Raw genomic sequence first — 17,675 nt, forward strand, 5'->3', positions numbered from 1 at the left:
AACGTGAAGCAATGTCACCGATGAACCCTACAACCACAAACGTCTTGACGCTCGAAGAAGTCGCCGCTTATTTGAGATTGCCGACTGAAACGGTTCTGCATCAGGCAGATCAAGGCAAACTTCCAGGGCGCAAAATTGAAGATACCTGGCGCTTTCTGCAAGCTGCGATCGACGACTGGCTGCGATCGCAAAACAACCGCACTATCTTGCTTCAACAAGCAGGAGCCTTGTCTGATGATGCATCACTGGCAGAGCTGAGAACCTCGATTTATCAGGCGCGGGAACGGGCAGAAGCTAATCCAGGCTCGGATACCTGATGCACTTACTCGACACTGACACGCTCACCTATCTTCATGCGGGACAGCCAAACGTCATCAAACGATTAAACGATCTAGAAGACCCTGATGTTGGAATCACAATCATCACAAAAATTGAAGTTCTGCGTGGTCGTATGGATTACGTGCTGAAGGCAGAAACAGGAACACGTTTGCTACGAGCACAAGAGCTTTTGGCGCGCACTGAAGCCTTGCTTGTCCAGATTCTTACTCTTCCTTTAGACTTGAAAGCAGCAGAACAGTTTGAGTCCTTGCAATTGGTCGGCAATCTTCGCAAGATTGGACGAGCAGACCTGTTAATTGCGAGTATCGCTCTGGCAAACCAGGCAGTTCTGGTGACTCGTAATACTCGACACTTTAAACAAATCCCAAATCTTCGAGTTGTGAACTGGGTAGACTGAATACACTGGAGTGATTCCCACGTCCTCAACGAATGCATTGAGTGGCTTTTCGTCCAGCGTGTTGATGGCTCGATCGCGTGAGTATCCGCAACAACGTCGGTCATTAAAGATCCTCTCGCGGAAAGGTTGCCCACATCTCGCGCCGTGTTCCAGCAATCTCTGCCTCTGTCACATCGGTCTTTAGCTCAGCGCACACTCCTCGTAAACTACGGCGTGGACGTTTAGGTGCGCTCTGATGCTGCAAAAACTCAACAAAGTCGAGCACTTGATGCTGTTTGTCCAGTGGAAGCGATCGCCAGCGATCGAGCAATAGGTCTTCAGTTGTCATCATCTCTCCGGCTCACTCGAAATGACTCTCTATTTTTTATGATAGAGTCCAGACCTCAATACATCGATAAAGACTGGCTTAGCGTCCTCAGTCATCATACATATCCTCACGCCTTGAAGAAAGGTTTCAGACCAGACACCAACATCATGCACAGGAAAATCAAACGGTGGGCGTTTCTCAAGTGTGACGGGTTGTTCATCAAGTACCAGCACCAGCTTGTGGTTCCCTGGTGGGACGGTCGCTGGCAGTTGAATCGCCACCTTGCCCTTTGGCGTTACCGTCGCGATTCTCCTTCGGAGACATTTCATGAACGCCTCGATCGTCATCACAACCGTTCTCTCAACACATGAGCGGATCTTAGGTTTAATCTAGCAGGAGAGAGAGGCTCAATGAGTCATACCAAAATGAATTACTTTGAGGCAGAAGACGTGCTGCATGTCACGCTTTCGGATGAACCGGAAGTAAACAGTGTCGAGATTAGCCCAAACATTACGGCTGAACTCAACGATGCCGGAGAACTAATTGGTATCGAAATTCTCCATGCCAGCGCCTTTATCCGCGATGTCATTTTAGAATCAACGCAGGGAAAATTGTTGAATCTAGCCACTCCTGGAGCAATCTCAACACAGTGAGTTGAGGGCATCAGAAAATTTTCAAGCGCAACCCGATCGCTCCAGTCATCAGCCACACTAATCAGAGAAAACCAGTAAAACGTATCGACAAACACGGTTCTTATGGTTCAGCTTTCGGTATGCCATAAACGTAGTGATCGTGATTGACGGCCCCATCAGTTGGTAACTGTTGTAGATCTTCTGCTGACAAGTTCTGCCGAATTTCTCTTGCGACTTGCCAAATCAGTTTGTGGGGTGGCTTTGGCTCGTCTTTGTAGCCTAGAGAATCTTGAGATTTCATGATTACAGAAGCAAATACTGGGGAAACCTATTCTGATTATGCGCTAATGACCAAACGTGCGTCAGAAGTCTACAGCAGGCAAGGGAAAGTTTTCATCAGTGTGGAGTCTTGCCACAGCTCAAATTGCTTCGCTTTCCTGCATCGCGTCATCATTTTCTCTAATTGCCTGCTCAATTTCATCTGGATGGGCATCAGCATACGCCCAAACATTGACCAGATCAGCCGCTGTCAAGCTTGGATATGCTTCAAATAAGTTGGCATCGGTTGCCCCTTGCTGGCGCAAGCTAACAAACAGCCAAACGGGAAGGCGCGTATTGGCAATACAGGCATCACCACCCATAACACCAGGCGTTTTAGAGATACCGGGCGATCGATGGCTCCATGTTTTCGTCAGGATTTGAATCGCTTCGGCTTTTTCGATCGCACTCAGCGCCAGCATCCTTTCTTCCAGCTCTTGGTACGTCATCACTGTCTTTACTGAATAAGTCTATCTCTCATTGGGTTTTATACTGTTCTACCCAACCTATATTCTACTCAAACCTGACTATGCAGAATCTCACTTGTGGCGCGGCGTGATTTACAGTCAACGGGGCGAGAAGCAGAAGGCAATGGCTGACCTGAACGCAGCGCTCAAAGGGTTGGATGACCCGAAGCTCAAGCAGCGGGCTGAGGAGGAGTTGAGGAAGCTGAAATAGGGTGTGGGGTGTAGGGTGTAAGGAGTAAAATGAGTTTACATCCGTTGGAGCATCGGTATGATTCCCGTAGAATTTCAAGCAACGATTGAGAATGGGGTGATTATCGTTCCTGAAGCATACAAGCAAGACTTGAGCGAGGGCAGCAGCGTCAAAGTTACAGTGATGAAGCAGCCCAAGAAACGAATTTCAGAAACCGAAGTGCTTGCAGAACTCATGCGTCATCCCATTTCAGTACCGGGTGTACGCTCAATGACCCGTGAGGAAATGCACGATCGGCATGTATGACTGAATCGCCTTGCTTTGTTGACTCAAATGTTTGGCTCTACAGTCTCATGGCTGACCCAAAAGCGGCTGAGTTAGAGAATGTTAGGAAATATGCTCTAGCATTTCAACTGATTGGCTCAGTCGGTTTGATTGTCAGTACTCAAGTGATCAATGAAGTTTGCTCGGTCTTATTAAGAAAGGCTGCATTTACTGAAGCTCAGATCAAGCAAACAGTTCAAGATTTTTATGACAGTTGCTTTGTCGTTGAACTGAACGCAGAGATCCTGCTCAATGCATCTAATTTACGGATTCGCTACGGTTTTTCGTTTTGGGATGGCTTGATTGTTGCCAGCGCGTTGTCTGCCAATGCAGAGATTCTTTACTCGGAAGATATGCAAGATGGGTTAGTGGTTGATCAGCGGCTGACGATCGTGAATCCCTTCAAGTAAAGCGCTGGTTGGAAGTAGGAGGCGGGCGATTGTTCTATTCAAATTTAAAGCAACCGTAATTGGGTCTCTTGGGGTTCTGCTTGAGCGTCTGATGTAGCCTCTTCTTCAGCGGCGATCGCAGACCGCAACCAGGCATGTTCTTCTTCTGCCAGAAGGCTTTGAGCCACCGCTAGCATGTCATCTTCAAGTTCCTGCAAGTCTTCCCGGTTGGCGAGATAGGCTTTGAGGGCATCAAGCGGGGTAATGGTGGTGCCACTGCCGAGTTCAGGTAGGCGTGCGCGGGAAAATTGGCTGATGATTTCGGGATGAATGGTGTAGGTGTGAGCAGGGCTGAGTGCCTGATGAATAGTCGTGGTGTCGATCTGGTCTAGCTGTTCCGATCGCAGATGGTAGACCAATCGCACAACGGCATCTTGAATCGCCTCTGGTTTGAGCGCTTTCAGGAGCGTCGCTTGAGGATCGTCGGCTGCGGAGAGGTTTACTTCGATCGTGCGAAAGACGCGCACTGGCAACGGGCAGAATTCAAAGGTGGTCTGTCCTTTTGCCAAGTCGATCAGCACAAAGCCCTTGTCTTCCTTTTCTTCGCTGAAGTCAACGCGTTCAATGCTGCCAGGGTAGACGATCGGTGGACTTTCGCAGAGTACCTGATGACGATGGACGTGTCCCAACGCCACATAGTCGAAGCAGTCCCGCGAGAGTAACCCCAATGGGACGGTGAACCCTTTGCCCACAGCCAGAAAGCGCTCGGCTCCAAAACGAGCGTTGTCTGCCATCAGGTGTGCCAGCAGGACGGTGGGAAGCTCCGGGTCAAGGCGACGGATTTCACCTTCCAGGGCAACGCGCAGGCGATCGATCAACAACTGACCGACTTCACTCAGCGAGAGTCCTTCGGCATCAGGGCGCGTCAATAGGGTTGATCGCGTCAGCCAGGGAAGTGTGATTACCTGCACCAGCCCATTCTGCGTTTGGATGCGGTGGGTTTCTAGCCGATCGCCCACGACAAAGCCTGGGACTGCCAACGTCCGATAAATGGATAGACTCGCGCCGCCCTGTCCCTGTGCATGTTGGTCATGGTTGCCGACAAGCAGCACAGCGGGAATTTGCGCGGCGACCAGGCGTTGAAACTGGCTGGCAAAGGCTTGTTGCACAAACGGAGGCGGCGTGGCATCGGGAAAGGCATCCCCACCAAAGAGAACGAGATCGACGGGTTCGGCAAGGGCACGATCGATGCAGCGTCCCAAGGTGGCGACAAAATCCTCCAGTCGAGAATTGAGTCCGGTTTCCGGGTTCACTCGTCCGTGGGAAAACCCGCTGCCCATGTGAATATCTGACAGGTGGAGAATTTTGATCACGCTGTTACCTGAAACTACCGACAGCTATCGCTCTCTAGTGTAGAGCGATCGGTTCGAGATAGTACAAGATTATTAACGAAGATGCAGAAGTCGGGGTTCCTAACGATACTGCTGGTCAAACTGACTGACTGACACAGAACCCCGACTTCTTAGACGACACTGCTGGTCAAACTGACTGACTGACACAGAACCCCGACTTCTTAGACGACACTGCTGGTCAAACTGACTGACTGACACAGAACCCCGACTTCTTAACGATACTGCTGGTCAAACTGACTGACTGACACAGAACCCCGACTTCTTAGACAGCTTCTAGCGCAACATGGCACCCCGAATGATGCCACCAAACAGACGATCGGGCAACAGTTTGCGTAAGAAAAGCAATGCTCCCGCGTTACCGCCTGCTGGATAGCGTAGCCGTCGAGAGCCATCCGTCGCCGCTCGATAAATGACCTGCGCTGTAACGTCTGGCGATGAACCCATATCGCCTGCATTTTTCATCGCTGCCATGACCTTGGTGACAAACGGATCATAAGCAGTCAGTTCTGGTTTATTGGCGAGGTCTGCTGATCGCTCGTAAAAGTCGGTTTTAATCGGTCCCGGTTCAATGATTTTGACGCGGATATTGAACGGCTCCAGTTCATATTGCAGCGAGTCTGAGAACCCTTCTACTGCCCATTTTGTAGCGTGATAGAGGCTATACAGCGGGAACGCCAGGTGTCCGCCAATGGACGACACGTTCATGATGATGCCCGATCGCTGCTCCCGCAAATGTGGCAAGAGCGATCGGGTCACTGCCATTAAACCAAACACATTCGTTGCAAACTGCCGTTCAATTTGCTCTAGGCTACACGCTTCAAAGGCACCGATTAAGCCGTAGCCTGCGTTGTTGACCAGCACATCGATCGCGCCAAATCGCTGTAATGCCTGAGCGATCGCCTGCGAAATCGATTCCGGGTCGGTTACATCCAATCGCAAACAGCAGACATTTTCCAGTGCCGCTAACGCTCCAGCCTTTTCAGGAGAACGCATCGTCGCCACCACATTCCAGCCTCGCTGCTGAAACAAGAGGGCTGTTGCATACCCAATGCCCGTTGAAGCACCTGTAATCAGAATGGTTTTAGTCATGAGAGGAGGGGGAAGAGAGTTTTGGAGTTTATGAGCGGTCAGCGGTCAGCGGTCAGCTTTTTAGCCTTTAGCCTTTAGCCTTTAGCCTTTAGCCTCTAGCCTTTAGCCTTTAGCCTTTAGCCTTTAGCCTTTAGCCTTTAGCCTTTCTACCCTACTCCCCACTCCCCATTCCCGACTCCCCCTAGATATGAATCCCACATTCCGTCTTACCCATTCCACGCCAGCGCCCAGCGCGTTCGTCTTCGCCTTCAGCAATGGCTGTAGTGATGGGTTCGTCGCCAATGCTGGGATAGCCCTGGTCGTGCAGTGGGTTGTAGATGACATCGTGTTCAAAGACGTATGCCCAGGTTTCTTTACGTGTCCAGTTGGCGATCGGATTCAGTTTAAGCCGCTGCTGGTTGTCAAGTTCAAAGATGGGCATGTCAGCGCGAGTGTTTGCTTGGTCGCGTCGTCGTCCCGTAATCCAGGCGATCGCGCCTAGTTCGGTTAACCCACGCTGCAACGGCTCAATTTTGGTGACCTGGTGAAACTTGGCGATGTCTGCGTCCCACAAGGCTTCGCCATATTTGGCAGCAAACGCTTCACGGCTATCTGCCTCCGTTGTTTTGTAAATCTTCAAGTTGAGGTTGTACAATGCCTTCGCTTTGGCAACCAGTTCCAGGGTTTGGGGAAAGTGGAACAGGGTATCCAAAAACAGCACGGGAACTGGCGTGGCTGGCTTGAGTTCGCGATAAAACAGGTCGGTAATCAGGATGTCATCGACGTTAAACGCGCTGGTCTGCACCAACCCTGTAGGGATGTTCTCGACGCTCCAGGCAAGAATGTCTTTAGGATGAGCGTTTTCAAAGCGCTGGTTGAGTTTTTTTAGGTCAAGCTGGGCTGGTTGAATCAGCGGTTGCGTAGATTGGGTCATCGTGACGGATCGCCTCAAAGCTTCTGCATTCTCTACGATAGCGAACTAAGGTAACGTTGTGGAAGCGAGAAGGTGATGAATCGATCGCGGTCTGGCGTAAACAGCGTGTACAAGGGCAGAAGGCAAAAGGCAGGGGCAAAGACTTGAGTATTCATCTAATGCTTTACAGCAAACCGGGTTGTCATCTCTGCGAAGGGCTGCAAGAAAAGCTCATGGAGATACAGAGTCTCGATTTTGAACTTGAGGTGCGGGATATTACGACTCGCGACGATTGGTTTCAGACGTATCAGTATGAGATTCCGGTGTTGGTGTTGGAGAAAAGGCAGGAGGCAGGAGGCAGAAGGCAGGAGGCAGGGGAAGCAGAGGGGGATAGGGAACCGCAGAGACGCGGAGGCGCAGAGTTTCAGGCAGGCAACGCTTCTTCCGCCGAAACCCCTTCATCCTTTATCCCTTATCCTTTATCCTTTATCTCTCTTCCCCGACCCTCTCCGCGTGCGACGGTGCAGCAGTTGGAGCAGATGTTGCGGAAGTATTTGTAGAGGATGGGAGTCGGGAGTCGGGAGTTGGGAATCGGGTAGATAAGGCTAAAGGCTAACAAGCTGACCGCTGACTGCTGATTGCTCAATCAACTCAAAACTTAGAGCGCTTTTCGCGTTGCAAAGGTCGATTCACGCTCTAAAATCTAGACTTTAGAGCCGCATCGTTTACAGCGTAGAGGGGAAGCACTGACATGAAGTTGCGAGAGTTGCTGGCGATCGTTCCCGATATTGCACCGCTAGCTGATCATCCTGCTCTAGAGTTAGAGGTTAAGGGGTTGGCAACCAATTCTCATACGTGCCAGCCAGGAGATTTGTTTCTTGGGATGCCAGGAACGCGGGTAGATGGGGGCGATTTTTGGGCAGGGGCGATCGCGGCAGGGGCGATCGCGGCAGTTGTATCTCCCTCCGCTGCAGGGAAGGTGAGAAGAGAGGAGAGAGGAGAGAGGGGTGAAGAGGCTTCTGCACAACCTTTCATCCTTTCTGCGAGTGATATGGTTCAGGTTTCGGCTCAACTAGCAGCGGCGTTTTATGGTAATCCAGCGCAGCAGTTGAAGCTGGTTGGGGTGACGGGCACGAATGGTAAGACGACGACCACACATTTGATTGAGTTTTTGTTGCAGCAGGCGCACAAGTCTACAGCACTCTTGGGTACGCTGTATACGCGCTGGCAAGGGTTTCAGCAGACGGCAGTACATACGACTCCGTTTGCGGTCGATTTGCAGCGGCAGTTATCAGAAGCGCTGGCGGCAGGATGCGAGTTTGGGGTGATGGAGGTCAGTTCGCATGCGCTGGCACAGGGGCGGGTACTGGGCTGCACCTTTGAGGTGGCAGTGTTTACCAACCTGACGCAAGATCACCTGGATTTTCATCGCGATATGGATGACTATTTTGCGGCAAAGGCGTTGCTGTTCAGTCCTGGTTATCTTAAGGGACGATCGGTGGTAAATCTGGATGATCCCTATGGTCAGCAGCTTATTCAAAACCTCGATCGCGTCTGGAGCTACAGCACTCACGATGACACGGCAGATCTATACACGAGCGCGTTGTCCTACGAATCTGATGGTGTGAGCGGCATCTTGCACACGCCTCTGGGAGACGCAGCTTTTCGATCGCCCTTGGTTGGTCAATTCAATCTCGCAAATCTACTAGCCGCAGTCGGTGCAGTGCTGCATTTGGGGTTGGATCTGGACAGCATTGTGACCGCACTCCCGCAATTTGGTGGCGTACCGGGACGCATGGAGCAGGTACAGATTGCGCCCAACCAGGACATTAGCGTGATTGTGGACTATGCTCATACGCCTGACAGCCTGGAGAATTTGCTGAGAGCGGCACGTCCGTTTATTCACGGCAACATGATTTGCGTGTTTGGCTGTGGAGGCGATCGCGATCGGGGCAAACGTCCCCAGATGGGTCGCATTGCGGCTGACCTCGCCGATCGGGTGATTGTCACTTCCGATAATCCCCGTACTGAAAACCCACAGCGCATTTTGCAGGATGTAGTGGCTGGGATTCCTGACTCGATGAAACCTGTTGTAATCGGCGATCGGGCTAAGGCGATTCGTCTGGCGATTCTGGAGGCGCAACCGGGCGATGGGGTACTGATTGCGGGAAAAGGACACGAAGACTATCAGATTTTGGGGACGGAAAAGATTCATTTCGACGATCGAGAGCAGGCGCAGGAAGCGTTGAAACACCGTCTAAAACTCTAAGAAGTTGTTGGTTGTTAATCTAAAATTCTCGTCTGCAGGGACGTTACATGTAACCTCCCTACTCCTTTATCCCTGAATCGAGGTCATTGTCATGCTGCTAGAATCTCCCCCCAAGCCGATCGGTGAAAAGCGGATTACCTTTCGCGATCTCGATTGGCATTCATTTAAACAAATTCAGCAGTTGCTAACTGAGCGCACCCGTGCTCGCTTTATCTATGACGATGGAGTATTAGAAATTACGATGCCGCTTGAAAGTCACGAGCGTTATGCAAGATTAATCGAACTTTTTATCCGTATTCTGGTGGTAGAGCTGGGCATGAAAATCAAGACGATGGGGTCAACAACGCTCGATCGTGAAGACTTACTCAAAAGTGCTGAGCCAGATAACGGTTACTACATCCAAAACTATGCACTGGTTGCGGATCACAAAGTTGATTTAGAGCGTGATCCTGCTCCAGATTTAGTGGTTGAAGTAGACATTACCCACACCGACATCAACAAAAATCGACTCTATGCCAGCATGGGCGTACCAGAGTTTTGGCGGTTTAATGGGCAGGCATGGACGATTTTGTGTTTGGTAGATAGTGCCTATGTGGAACGCGATCGTTCCCCTACGTTTCCGTTAGTTGAAAAAACCGATTTATATCAATTCCTAGAAGCGGCGTTATTAGATGAAGTCTCTGCTGAAATCAACTTTCGTCAGTGGGTGCAGCAGCAACGTTAGCATTGCTGGTATCAATTTAAATGGCGATCGCGGCAGCTATCTGTAGCGATAGGTTTTGCGGTCAAGCAGCGGTAATGAAAAACTTCATTTGACGGTTTGGGTAGGTAAAGGAGACTCTAGAACAACACAAATTTTATCCTTAAAGCCTTTCTAATCTGGTATCTGAATCGTCTGATTACGGTTTTGAATGTAAACTTTTTGCGTTTTCAAGTTGTACTGGAGGTAAATGGGATCATTCTGATAGGGGATGCCAATGTATCCCGACGATCGACTACAAAACAGACCGAGTGGTTCACAACTGTACAGCCTGTAATCATAACTATCAATGCGTGAGAATTTGACCAGATAATAGCTTTGATTTTTAAAAGTAGCACTGGCAGTGATTTCGTAGCTTGTTAACAAGGCTCCAAAGAAACTAAGACTGGACATCACAAATACAGCTACCCATAAAGCAATTGTCCAGGTTGTTATCATTCTCCAACGAAACTCTAGTAGGGATGCTAAGACAAACGTAACTATAATTATGGGTGCTAACAACATTAGCGAGGTAGTTGTTGGAATGACCACAGCAAAAAAGAGGCGCATCAGCCAATAGCTCTGTTCTGAAAGAAAGAGCAGAGCAAAGACTACGCCAGACAAGATCAACGCTCCAAAACTGAGATACTTCCAGAGACTCATTGTGTCCTTTATGCATCAAGAAACTTGTGATCAAAATCTAACGTTACTCGTGTTTTTTAACTGATTGTATCAAGAACCTCAGTTTAACAACTAATATTCAAACGTTGAATACGCAATGGTTTCTCCTCCCGATCGCCCCATCATTCTTAACCTGGTCATCCAGTCAGGTCATCCCACTCTCCTTGAAGGCTTAGACGTTTGGCTACGCTTGGGGTTGCTGTCAGACGAAACTGTGCGGCAGCTTTGTGAAGATCATCTCACCTGTCTGCTGTCTGAGGCGGTTGCGGCGCGATCGCGTGACGATGATTTTGCCGTAGCCAATGATTTTGCAACAGAAGAAGTGTTGGTGCCAGTGGGGACAGTCTCGACCGTGGAGCGATCGCCCAGTCCAATCACACGCAGCATTCAGTCGTTCATGGCAGAAGTCAGCGTGATCTGGCTCCTGTTTTTGGGCGTGTTTATGGTGGTGGTGTCGTCGGGAGTGCTGGCAGCAACCCAGTGGCGCAACTTCTCCGCAGTCGGACAATACGCCATTTTGTTTGCCTATACGCTGGCATTTTGGGCAGCAAGTGCCTGGACAGGACGACAGCCAAATTTACGGTTGACGGCAAGAATGCTCCAGATTGCCACGCTGCTGATTATTCCGGTTAACTTCTGGATGATGGATGGCTTTCGGCTATGGCAAAGCGGTTTGGGCTGGGTGATGGCAGCGATCGCCGCGATCGTTCTGACGGGCATTACGGTGCAGTTATTGAAAGGGGGGAGTCGGGAGTCGGGAGTTAACGTGATTAGCTCCACAGGCGCAGCAGGAGACAATCATGTTAGAGGGAGTTGGGAAAGGCTGCCGTTGGGAATGGCGATCGCGCTGAGTTGGCTGCACTGGGGTTGGGGTTGGGATGGCTTCCCACTGATAGCGACGTATGTGGGGACAATTGGGGCGACGATCGCGCTGGTTTTGCAGGAGCAGAGGTGGGGAGTCGGGAGTTGGGAGGCAGAAGGCAGAAGGCAGGAGGCAGAAGGCAGAAGGCAGGAGTTAGAGGCAGAAGCGGTATTTGAGGGGGCTGAAACTCAACCGCAGGAAGATTTAGCATCTGAAGATGAACTGGCTTCCCCCTCTCCCCCTGCCTCCCTTGCTTCCCCTCTCTCCCTCTCCACCATCACGATCGCGATCGCTGCCATTCTCCTCCTCGCCCGTGCCGTCTTTGCAGCAGGAGTTCCGATCGATCGCCTGGGATTAGCCGTGGGAGTCTGTGGTTGGCTGCTCTGCTGGTTGGGACGACGGGATGCGAGTCGGCTTGGTTGGCAACGGGGTGGTGTCGGGCTGCTACTGGTGGGTTGGCTGATTGCGGTGACGGTAACTCCGCCCTGGCAGGCGATCGCGATCAGTGGGCTGGGCTTGTGGCTACTGGCAGACTATCTGCGGCGATCGGGGCAGGTGCAATATCTCACAGCAGGCTGGTTGATAGGACTGCAAACGGTTTGGTTGCTGTGGCGCGTGGTTTCCCCAAACTGGCAGCAACGGCTCATCGAAACCAGCATCCGACTGGCAGGACAAGAGGCAATGCCGATCGCGCTACTAGGATTATGGTTTTTTCCTTACGTGCTGCTGACGGTATGGCTGGCAGCGAGGCTCCGTCGCTGGCAAAAGCCGTCACTGGCGAAACAGGCAGAATTTTTAGCATTGGCATTGGGACTCGTCCTGACAGCGGTGAGTTTTGGTAATGGGTGGACACGATCGCTTAATTTAGTGCTCTCTACTATGACGTTGGCAGCCGTTTTGCGAGGGCGCACTCGTCCAGACGCATTCCTGATTTATCTCACCCATGCCACCGGGTTAGCCGCGATCACCTCTCTCATCCACCTATGCTTCCCCAGCCTTAGCCAAAATACCTGGGCAGGGATTTTACTCATCGGTGCGGTCGGCGAATGGATACTCAGCGCCATCCTTCCCACTTCTGGCTCCCGGCTCCCGACGCCCCCCGCTCCCTCTGCTTCCCCCACTCCCGTTCGGCTGAGCGCTCACGTCGAAGCCCACTCCCCACTCCCCACTCCCTCACTTAAAATCTGGCAACAAACCACTTGGCACGCGGGTCTTCTTCTCACTGCCACCAGCTATTTACTCTTGTCTAGCAGGATTTTGACAGGGTATCCACTTTGGGATCTTCTGAGCCGCGCCTTTGGGGATACGACAACATGGGGCGGCATGTGGTTAGTAACACCGATCGCGTTGACAGTATTGGGTAGCTGCCGACATCTACCACAACGTCGATCGGCGAGTGTTCTCAGCGTCATTGCCCTCTTTCTAATCCAAGTCTTGATGCTCGATTCGGCTCCTGAGCGGTTGACTGGTTTAGGGACAGCAGTCGTGCTGATGTTCATCAATACGCACCAGTTGCGGCAATTGCTGGAAGCGGTCATTACAGTTGGTTTTGGACTAACATTCACTGCCGCTTTGGTCTGGGAGGTTTTTACAGATTCGCTCACGGTTGGACTGAGTGTGAATCTGCTGGCGATCGCCCTGCTCCTCCTCTGGCTGTTGTGGGGTTGGCTAAAACGCCGCGAAACCGTGCTGGCAAAGCTCTATCGACAGGCAACCGATGGCTGGGCGATCGCGCTGGCAGTCACAACACTGGCATTTCTTACGCTTTGGCATTTAGTCGTTTACACTCAGTTAGATCTTCCCCACTGGCAGTATTTATCGGCGGCTGGCATTCTCTTCATCGCCACCAGCTATCGCACCTGGCAACGTCCGCAAAACCCTGGCTTCTACGCGATCGCCTGGAGTCTCGAACTGGTGATCACAGGCATTGTCTCGCTTACGGGGCGATCGCTGGATGCTGTGGCGATCGCCAATCTTGCACTGGGATTGGGAACGCAATTGTTGGGGGATTGGTGGCTTAGCGGTCAGCGGTCAGCGGTCAGCAGTCAGCTTCTTTCCATCCCCCCATCCCCTTATCCCCCCATCTCCTCATCCCCCCATCCCCTCCTCCCCTCCAGTTGGAACGTGATTCCGCTCCTCTACGCCCTGGTTGGACTGCTCCTTCAGCACCGTTCTTTCACAGCGGCAACCGGACTCTACACATTGGCAGCAGCCTTAGTCGGTATCGGTGTGGGTCGGCGGCGACCGTTCAAGCCACTGGTATATCTGTCGGTGTTGGGTGGGACGATCGCGGCGTATGAACTGTTGCTCTACCAACTCTCGCAGGCAAAAGGCGGTGAGGCGGGTGATGGCGTTGTCCTGATGGCAGGATTAGCAGCGGCGATCGCGATCGTCACTCAACTTCTGCAACGCTGGCTCGTGCCTTACTTACGCTTAGCTAGTCGAGAGGTCGCTGTCATCGCTCATGTGCATTGGGGGCTGGGTAGTGCGCTCATGCCTGTCGCCCTTATTTTTTCCCTGAGTGGCTCTGGAGCATGGCTGTGGACGGGGATTGCAGCAACGTTGGCAGGGTATGCTCTCGCCATGGGGAATGAGCGCTGGCATCGGGCAGAGGGGCTTGCAACCGCAGAGACGCAGAGACGCAGAGAGACAGACACCGACTCCCGACTCCCGACTCCCGACTCCCAACTCCCTTCCTGGACGTATGCAGGCATTGTGGAAGCGATCGCCACGATCACCCATCTCCTCCATCAGTTGCTGCCTGATTCCATATTGCTGACCTGGGGAGGGACGATCGCGGCGGGCATTGCCTTTGTCCTCTATCAGGCACCCTGGAGGCGTTGGGGATGGCAGCGTAAACCGTGGGAGCGATCGATGGCAATCTTACCCATCGCGGTGACTGTACTGACGATGGGCACGATCGCGATTCAAGGCTTGCTGGTTGTGGCAGCGTTCTACGCCTGGTTAGCAAAGGCAGAGCGGCAGGTGCGGCTCAGTTACGTCGGTGTGCTGCTGGCAGATTGGGCTGTGCTGCGGTGGCTATACAATTTGGGGACAGAAGAACCGTTGTGGATTGCCGCTTTGGTGAGTGTGTCGCTGCTGTACCTCGCGCAAGTTGATCCAGCATTGCGATCGTCGAGCGATCGTGACAAGCGTCATCTGCTGCGGAGCCTCGCCACCGGGCTGGTGTGCCTGACTGCGTTCTATCAAGCCGAGGTGGGCATTGCAGGTGTGCCATCGCTGTTGCCAGGCTTCCTTAGCGGTGCGATCGCGCTGGGGTTTGTTCTGGCTGGCTTACGACTCCGCATTCGGGCGTTTCTCTTCGTCGGTACTGCCGTTTTTATGATCCAGGTACTCCGACAAGTCGCACGCTTCACCAGCGAAGCCTTGCCGTTATGGTCAATGGGCATCGTTCTAGGCATCGCGTTTATTTGGGTTGCCGCTACGTTTGAGGCACGCCGCGCTCAAATTTCAACCTTAATGAATTACTGGTCTACTGAGCTAGAGATTTGGGAATAACTGACAGTAACAGTGGAATAGACAGGCTCTTTCCAGCAGTGTAGAGAAGCTGACTGTGTGATCGGAGACGCTACTCCCTTATAAAAGCTTGCCTAAACAGTCACTGACCTGTCGATTTAAACAGATCTTTGCTGTTAGCTTGAAACGCTGAAAGCTGCCGCGATCGCCACCCCTCGCTAGATCATCAGACTTAAACCTTCAGTATTCAGAGCTACAAAAGACCCTCTTTATCTGCACGTACCCTGACGACATAGCCTTATCAAGCAAGCGAGAACGAAGCAAATGCAAACGCACTATCCCGTCATCGTCGTGGGCGGTGGTCAAGCTGGGTTATCCATGAGCTACTGCCTGAAAGCGCGAGGCTTTGACCATCTCGTCTTTGAGAAAAATAAGATTGGTCATGCGTGGCGTGACAAGCGTTGGGATTCCTTCTGCCTGGTGACACCCAACTGGCAGTGCAAACTTCCTGGTTTCCACTATCCAGGCGACGACCCGCATGGGTTTATGCAGCGGGACGAAATTGTGCAATACATTGAGGCATACGCCGCTTCGTTCGAGCCACCCGTGAAAGAAGGGGTTGCCGTGTCGAAAGTGGCGCGCAATGAGGCTAGGGATGTTTTTGAAGTGGAAACAACGATCGGCAACTATACCGCCGATCAGGTCATTATTGCCGTAGGTGGCTATCACATTCCAAAGCTGCCCCCGATCGCCGAACGGCTGCCAGAATCGATCGTCCAACTACACTCCTCTGAATACCGCAACCCTGAGTCATTGCCCGACAAAGCGGTTTTAGTGGTCGGTACGGGACAATCCGGCTGTCAGATTGCTGAAGATCTTCACCTTGCCGGGAAGCAAGTGCATTTGTGTGTCGGCAGTGCGCCCCGATCGCCCCGGCGCTATCGTGGCAAGGACGTGGTGGATTGGCTCGATCAGATGGGCTATTACGACCTATCGATCGACGAGCATCCCCAGAAAGAAAAAGCTCGCACCAATACCAACCATTACGTTACCGGGCGTGGTGGTGGACGTGAAATTGATCTGCGTCAGTTTGCCTTAGAAGGAATGCAACTGCACGGCAGGCTGAACACTATCAGCGGTAGCACACTCACCTTTGCCGATAACCTGAAGCAAAATCTCGACCAGGCGGATGCAGTTGCCGAAAATATCAAGAAAGGCATTGATGCTTTCATTGAGAAAAACCGCCTTCAAGCACCGACCGAACCGCCGTATCAGCCTGTCTGGGAACCTGAGCAGGCACTACTCGACCTCGACTGTGCAGCCGCAAAGATCGGCGCGGTTGTCTGGTCTACTGGCTACCATTCAGATTTTAGCTGGATTGAGATTCCCGTCTTCGATGGCAAAGGGTATCCCGGTCACGATCGCGGTGTCACCGATGTACCAGGCTTGTATTTTCTCGGTCTGCCGTGGCTGTACACGTGGGGTTCAGGCAGATTCTCAGGTGTAGCACGGGATGCAACCTACCTGGCTGACACGATCGTGATGCGAAAAAAAGTATCGCAGCGTAACGATTGGAGCACTATTAACGAGTTTTTGCTTGGCTCATAACTCCCCCACAGACAGAGGAAAAACCGGGTTGGCTGGATAATCTTTACAGGTGAATCCACTGATCGCAGGAGCTAGAAATGGCAGAACAGTCGCTCAAGGGCAAAGTTGCCGTAGTTACAGGTGCAGGCTCTGGTATTGGTCGAGCGGTGGCATTGTTGCTGGCGCAAGAAGGTGCCACGATCGCCACGATCGACCATACGCAAGAAGATAGCCAGCAAACGATCGACCAGGTGCATCAGAATGGCGGCAACGGGATGGTAACTGTTGCTGATATTGCTCAGCCCGATCAAGTGCAGCAATCCTTTCAACAGATCACTAATGCTTTCGGTCGCATCGATATTGTGTTTGCGAATGCGGGTATCAATGGCGTTTGGGCACCGATCGAAGACCTCACCCCCGAAGAATGGGACAAAACGCTAGAGACAAACCTCAAGGGCACCTTTCTCACGGTGAAATACGCGGTTCCCTACCTCAAACGACAGGGTGGTTCAGTGGTGATTACCTCATCGGTCAATGGCACTCGCATCTTTAGCAACACAGGCGCGACTGCTTATGCCACGTCTAAAGCAGCCCAGGTGGCGTTTACCAAAATGGTGGCGCTAGAGCTGGCACCGCACCGTGTGCGAGTGAATGTGGTGTGTCCAGGCGCGATCGAGACGGGCATTAACGAAAGCACGAAACAACGCGACCTGGAACAAATCAGAACGCCCGTAGAATTCCCCGAAGGCAAAATTCCGCTGAACGATGGCAAACCGGGCACCTCTGAGCAAGTCGCTCAACTCGTGCTGTTCCTCGCCTCCGATGCCTCCAGCCACATCAGCGGCACCGAAGTCTGGATCGATGGTACAGAGTCGCTGTTAAAAGGATAAACAATCACCGAGCTTTTGATCCTCGGTAGTGAGTCTTCGATCAAACTTGCATAGAAGAGAACGTTAACCCGTGCTACGCCCCGTTTCGTCAGAAAAAAGAGGACTTTAAGCTTCTCCCCCCTTTTGAAAGGGGCTAGGGGGATCAAGGTTTCAAGCTTTAAGCGCGTAAGTTCTATTTGTTACTCATCGTTGAGTGCCTAATACTCGTTACCGAGTCCTTGATAGTCATTGTTGGATGTTTGCTACGTGTCGCCGAACCTTTAGTACTCATCATTGAGTGTTTGCTACTCGTCATCGAATAGTTGCTACTCATCATTGAGTGATTGCTACTCAGCGTCGAGTGATTGCTACTCAGCGTCGAGTGTTTGCTACTCGTCATCGAATAGTTGCTACTCATCATTGAGTGATTGCTAC

Annotated in this window: 20 protein-coding genes; 13 read left to right on the forward strand and 7 right to left on the reverse strand. The window is 51.9% G+C overall.

Translation table 11 applies throughout. The features are described 5' to 3' along the window. Positions 1–20: 20 nt before the first annotated feature. Both AC5JO6_RS17790 and AC5JO6_RS17795 read left to right on the forward strand, forming a co-directional pair. Entirely contained in the window at positions 21–317 is a 297-nt protein-coding gene (locus AC5JO6_RS17790; RefSeq protein WP_496082396.1) for a helix-turn-helix domain-containing protein, read from the forward strand. Beyond that, complete coding sequence (locus AC5JO6_RS17795; protein WP_496082397.1) at positions 317–736, forward strand: type II toxin-antitoxin system VapC family toxin; 420 nt, start codon at positions 317–319, stop codon at positions 734–736. The genes AC5JO6_RS17790 and AC5JO6_RS17795 overlap by 1 nt, the downstream gene beginning before the upstream one ends. Positions 737–839: 103 nt before the next feature. Here AC5JO6_RS17795 and AC5JO6_RS17800 read toward each other — a convergent pair whose 3' ends face one another. Beyond that, positions 840–1,067 (reverse strand): hypothetical protein, encoded by a 228-nt coding sequence (locus AC5JO6_RS17800; RefSeq protein ID WP_496082398.1) that lies wholly within the window; start codon positions 1,065–1,067, stop codon positions 840–842. A 143-nt stretch (positions 1,068–1,210) separates the two neighbouring features. On the opposite strand from AC5JO6_RS17800, the gene AC5JO6_RS17805 reads away from it, so the two are divergent. Then, entirely contained in the window at positions 1,211–1,414 is a 204-nt protein-coding gene (locus AC5JO6_RS17805) for a hypothetical protein (protein ID WP_496082399.1), read from the forward strand. 39 nt (positions 1,415–1,453) lie between these two features. Continuing rightward, positions 1,454–1,696 (forward strand): DUF2283 domain-containing protein, encoded by a 243-nt coding sequence (locus AC5JO6_RS17810; protein WP_496082400.1) that lies wholly within the window; start codon positions 1,454–1,456, stop codon positions 1,694–1,696. A 100-nt stretch (positions 1,697–1,796) separates the two neighbouring features. Here the strand turns inward: AC5JO6_RS17810 and AC5JO6_RS17815 are convergent, their stop codons facing one another. Together AC5JO6_RS17815 and AC5JO6_RS17820 are read right to left on the reverse strand one after the other, a co-directional pair. After that, a complete protein-coding gene (locus AC5JO6_RS17815; RefSeq protein ID WP_496082401.1) occupies positions 1,797–1,976 on the reverse strand; it encodes a hypothetical protein in 180 nt (59 codons plus the stop codon). 118 nt (positions 1,977–2,094) lie between these two features. Beyond that, the gene (locus AC5JO6_RS17820; protein ID WP_496082402.1) at positions 2,095–2,442 is read right to left on the reverse strand and encodes a DUF433 domain-containing protein; all 348 of its coding nucleotides are present in this window, start codon (positions 2,440–2,442) and stop codon (positions 2,095–2,097) included. 31 nt (positions 2,443–2,473) lie between these two features. Between AC5JO6_RS17820 and AC5JO6_RS17825 the strand changes: the two genes are divergently transcribed. Genes AC5JO6_RS17825 through AC5JO6_RS17835 form a run of 3 tightly spaced genes read left to right on the forward strand, consistent with a single transcriptional unit; the run spans position 2,474 to position 3,384 of the window. Next, entirely contained in the window at positions 2,474–2,671 is a 198-nt protein-coding gene (locus tag AC5JO6_RS17825) for a hypothetical protein (protein WP_496082403.1), read from the forward strand. Positions 2,672–2,728: 57 nt separating this feature from the next. Then, the gene (locus AC5JO6_RS17830) at positions 2,729–2,956 is read left to right on the forward strand and encodes a hypothetical protein (RefSeq protein ID WP_496082404.1); all 228 of its coding nucleotides are present in this window, start codon (positions 2,729–2,731) and stop codon (positions 2,954–2,956) included. Further along, entirely contained in the window at positions 2,953–3,384 is a 432-nt protein-coding gene (locus tag AC5JO6_RS17835; RefSeq protein ID WP_496082405.1) for a PIN domain-containing protein, read from the forward strand. Before AC5JO6_RS17830 ends, AC5JO6_RS17835 begins: the two co-directional genes overlap by 4 nt. 44 nt (positions 3,385–3,428) lie before the next feature. Here AC5JO6_RS17835 and sbcD read toward each other — a convergent pair whose 3' ends face one another. From sbcD to cysH, 3 genes are all read right to left on the reverse strand, one after another. Then, positions 3,429–4,736 carry an exonuclease subunit SbcD gene (gene sbcD, locus AC5JO6_RS17840; protein ID WP_496082406.1) on the reverse strand — a complete coding sequence of 436 codons (1,308 nt, stop codon included), beginning with the start codon at positions 4,734–4,736 and terminating at the stop codon, positions 3,429–3,431. Between the two features lie 312 nt (positions 4,737–5,048). Continuing rightward, positions 5,049–5,864, reverse strand: a complete 816-nt coding sequence (locus AC5JO6_RS17845) for an SDR family oxidoreductase (protein WP_496082407.1) — start codon at positions 5,862–5,864, stop codon at positions 5,049–5,051. A 181-nt stretch (positions 5,865–6,045) separates the two neighbouring features. Next, a complete protein-coding gene (gene cysH, locus AC5JO6_RS17850; protein WP_496082408.1) occupies positions 6,046–6,777 on the reverse strand; it encodes a phosphoadenosine phosphosulfate reductase in 732 nt (243 codons plus the stop codon). 56 nt (positions 6,778–6,833) lie between these two features. On the opposite strand from cysH, the gene AC5JO6_RS17855 reads away from it, so the two are divergent. From AC5JO6_RS17855 to AC5JO6_RS17865, 3 genes are all read left to right on the forward strand, one after another. After that, the gene (locus tag AC5JO6_RS17855; RefSeq protein WP_496082409.1) at positions 6,834–7,316 is read left to right on the forward strand and encodes a glutaredoxin family protein; all 483 of its coding nucleotides are present in this window, start codon (positions 6,834–6,836) and stop codon (positions 7,314–7,316) included. 191 nt (positions 7,317–7,507) lie between these two features. After that, entirely contained in the window at positions 7,508–9,025 is a 1,518-nt protein-coding gene (locus tag AC5JO6_RS17860; protein ID WP_496082410.1) for a UDP-N-acetylmuramoyl-L-alanyl-D-glutamate--2,6-diaminopimelate ligase, read from the forward strand. Between the two features lie 91 nt (positions 9,026–9,116). Then, the gene (locus tag AC5JO6_RS17865) at positions 9,117–9,749 is read left to right on the forward strand and encodes a Uma2 family endonuclease (protein ID WP_496082411.1); all 633 of its coding nucleotides are present in this window, start codon (positions 9,117–9,119) and stop codon (positions 9,747–9,749) included. A 150-nt stretch (positions 9,750–9,899) separates the two neighbouring features. Here the strand turns inward: AC5JO6_RS17865 and AC5JO6_RS17870 are convergent, their stop codons facing one another. Beyond that, positions 9,900–10,178, reverse strand: coding sequence for a hypothetical protein (locus tag AC5JO6_RS17870; RefSeq protein ID WP_496082412.1), 279 nt, complete (start codon positions 10,176–10,178; stop codon positions 9,900–9,902). A gap of 364 nt (positions 10,179–10,542) precedes the next feature. Between AC5JO6_RS17870 and AC5JO6_RS17875 the strand changes: the two genes are divergently transcribed. The 3 genes from AC5JO6_RS17875 (at position 10,543) to AC5JO6_RS17885 (ending at position 17,261) form a co-directional block, all read left to right on the forward strand. After that, positions 10,543–14,826 carry a DUF2157 domain-containing protein gene (locus AC5JO6_RS17875; protein WP_496082413.1) on the forward strand — a complete coding sequence of 1,428 codons (4,284 nt, stop codon included), beginning with the start codon at positions 10,543–10,545 and terminating at the stop codon, positions 14,824–14,826. Positions 14,827–15,108: 282 nt separating this feature from the next. Then, on the forward strand, positions 15,109–16,392 hold the full coding sequence (locus AC5JO6_RS17880) for an MSMEG_0569 family flavin-dependent oxidoreductase (protein WP_496082414.1): 1,284 nt from the start codon (positions 15,109–15,111) through the stop codon (positions 16,390–16,392). 77 nt (positions 16,393–16,469) lie between these two features. Further along, on the forward strand, positions 16,470–17,261 hold the full coding sequence (locus AC5JO6_RS17885; protein ID WP_496082415.1) for an SDR family oxidoreductase: 792 nt from the start codon (positions 16,470–16,472) through the stop codon (positions 17,259–17,261). Positions 17,262–17,675: the final 414 nt, after the last annotated feature.

This window comes from Tildeniella sp. (assembly GCF_059505325.1).

What these genes read in the sequence shown, in the direction of transcription:
- AC5JO6_RS17790 (WP_496082396.1), top strand. Translation starts at nt 21, where the DNA reads ATGAACCCTACAACCACAAACGTCTTGACGCTCGAAGAAGTCGCCGCT.
- AC5JO6_RS17795 (WP_496082397.1), top strand. Translation starts at nt 317, where the DNA reads ATGCACTTACTCGACACTGACACGCTCACCTATCTTCATGCGGGACAG.
- AC5JO6_RS17800 (WP_496082398.1), bottom strand. Translation starts at nt 1,067, where the DNA reads ATGATGACAACTGAAGACCTATTGCTCGATCGCTGGCGATCGCTTCCA.
- AC5JO6_RS17805 (WP_496082399.1), top strand. Translation starts at nt 1,211, where the DNA reads ATGCACAGGAAAATCAAACGGTGGGCGTTTCTCAAGTGTGACGGGTTG.
- AC5JO6_RS17810 (WP_496082400.1), top strand. Translation starts at nt 1,454, where the DNA reads ATGAGTCATACCAAAATGAATTACTTTGAGGCAGAAGACGTGCTGCAT.
- AC5JO6_RS17815 (WP_496082401.1), bottom strand. Translation starts at nt 1,976, where the DNA reads ATGAAATCTCAAGATTCTCTAGGCTACAAAGACGAGCCAAAGCCACCC.
- AC5JO6_RS17820 (WP_496082402.1), bottom strand. Translation starts at nt 2,442, where the DNA reads ATGACGTACCAAGAGCTGGAAGAAAGGATGCTGGCGCTGAGTGCGATC.
- AC5JO6_RS17830 (WP_496082404.1), top strand. Translation starts at nt 2,729, where the DNA reads ATGATTCCCGTAGAATTTCAAGCAACGATTGAGAATGGGGTGATTATC.
- AC5JO6_RS17835 (WP_496082405.1), top strand. Translation starts at nt 2,953, where the DNA reads ATGACTGAATCGCCTTGCTTTGTTGACTCAAATGTTTGGCTCTACAGT.
- AC5JO6_RS17845 (WP_496082407.1), bottom strand. Translation starts at nt 5,864, where the DNA reads ATGACTAAAACCATTCTGATTACAGGTGCTTCAACGGGCATTGGGTAT.
- cysH (WP_496082408.1), bottom strand. Translation starts at nt 6,777, where the DNA reads ATGACCCAATCTACGCAACCGCTGATTCAACCAGCCCAGCTTGACCTA.
- AC5JO6_RS17860 (WP_496082410.1), top strand. Translation starts at nt 7,508, where the DNA reads ATGAAGTTGCGAGAGTTGCTGGCGATCGTTCCCGATATTGCACCGCTA.
- AC5JO6_RS17865 (WP_496082411.1), top strand. Translation starts at nt 9,117, where the DNA reads ATGCTGCTAGAATCTCCCCCCAAGCCGATCGGTGAAAAGCGGATTACC.
- AC5JO6_RS17870 (WP_496082412.1), bottom strand. Translation starts at nt 10,178, where the DNA reads ATGTCCAGTCTTAGTTTCTTTGGAGCCTTGTTAACAAGCTACGAAATC.
- AC5JO6_RS17875 (WP_496082413.1), top strand. Translation starts at nt 10,543, where the DNA reads ATGGTTTCTCCTCCCGATCGCCCCATCATTCTTAACCTGGTCATCCAG.
- AC5JO6_RS17880 (WP_496082414.1), top strand. Translation starts at nt 15,109, where the DNA reads ATGCAAACGCACTATCCCGTCATCGTCGTGGGCGGTGGTCAAGCTGGG.
- AC5JO6_RS17885 (WP_496082415.1), top strand. Translation starts at nt 16,470, where the DNA reads ATGGCAGAACAGTCGCTCAAGGGCAAAGTTGCCGTAGTTACAGGTGCA.